Below are 971 nucleotides of genomic sequence, written 5' to 3' on the forward strand. Positions count from 1 at the left end.
AAGAAAGGAGTGTGACGACCACCTTCATCTTTAGAAAGTACGTATACTTCTGAAGTGAATTTAGTGTGTGGCTTGATTGAACCAGGCTTACAAAGTACTTGACCACGCTCAACGTCTTCACGCTTAGTACCACGTAGTAGTGCACCGATGTTCTCACCCGCACGACCTTCGTCTAGAAGCTTACGGAACATCTCAACACCTGTACAAGTTGTCTTCGTAGTTTCTTTGATACCTACGATTTCAACTTCGTCATTCACGTTGATGATACCAGCTTCAACACGGCCAGTTACAACAGTACCACGACCTTGGATTGAGAATACGTCTTCGATAGGCATGATGAATGGCTTATCGATGTCACGCTCTGGCTCTGGGATGTATGAATCTAGCGCGTCTGCTAGTTCAACAATCTTGTCTTCCCACTCTTTCTCGCCTTCTAACGCTTTAAGCGCAGAACCTTGGATTAGTGGTAAGTCATCACCTGGGAAGTCGTACTCAGAAAGAAGTTCACGAACTTCCATCTCAACTAGCTCAAGTAGCTCTTCGTCGTCAACCATGTCACATTTGTTCATGAATACGATGATGTAAGGTACACCAACCTGACGAGAAAGTAGGATGTGCTCACGAGTTTGTGGCATAGGACCGTCAGTCGCAGCAACTACTAGGATTGCGCCGTCCATTTGAGCAGCACCAGTGATCATGTTTTTAACATAATCGGCGTGTCCTGGACAGTCTACGTGTGCGTAGTGACGAGTTGGAGTATCGTACTCAACGTGTGAAGTTGAGATTGTGATACCACGCTCACGCTCTTCTGGAGCGTTATCGATTGATGCGAAGTCTTTAGCTACACCACCGTATACTTTTGCAAGTACGTTAGTGATTGCTGCTGTTAGAGTTGTTTTACCGTGGTCAACGTGGCCGATTGTACCAACGTTTACGTGCGGTTTTACGCGTTCAAACTTTTCTTTTGCCAT

Annotated in this window: 1 protein-coding gene; it reads right to left on the bottom strand. The window is 45.7% G+C overall.

Annotation, left to right across the window (positions count from 1 at the left end):
* On the bottom strand, nucleotides 1-971 hold a 971-nt coding region (gene tuf / locus ACSFVZ_RS20460; RefSeq protein ID WP_435559516.1), incomplete at its 3' end, for an elongation factor Tu.

It is taken from the genome of Pseudoalteromonas nanhaiensis, from assembly GCF_051235485.1.
GTDB lineage: Bacteria > Pseudomonadota > Gammaproteobacteria > Enterobacterales > Alteromonadaceae > Pseudoalteromonas > Pseudoalteromonas lipolytica_C.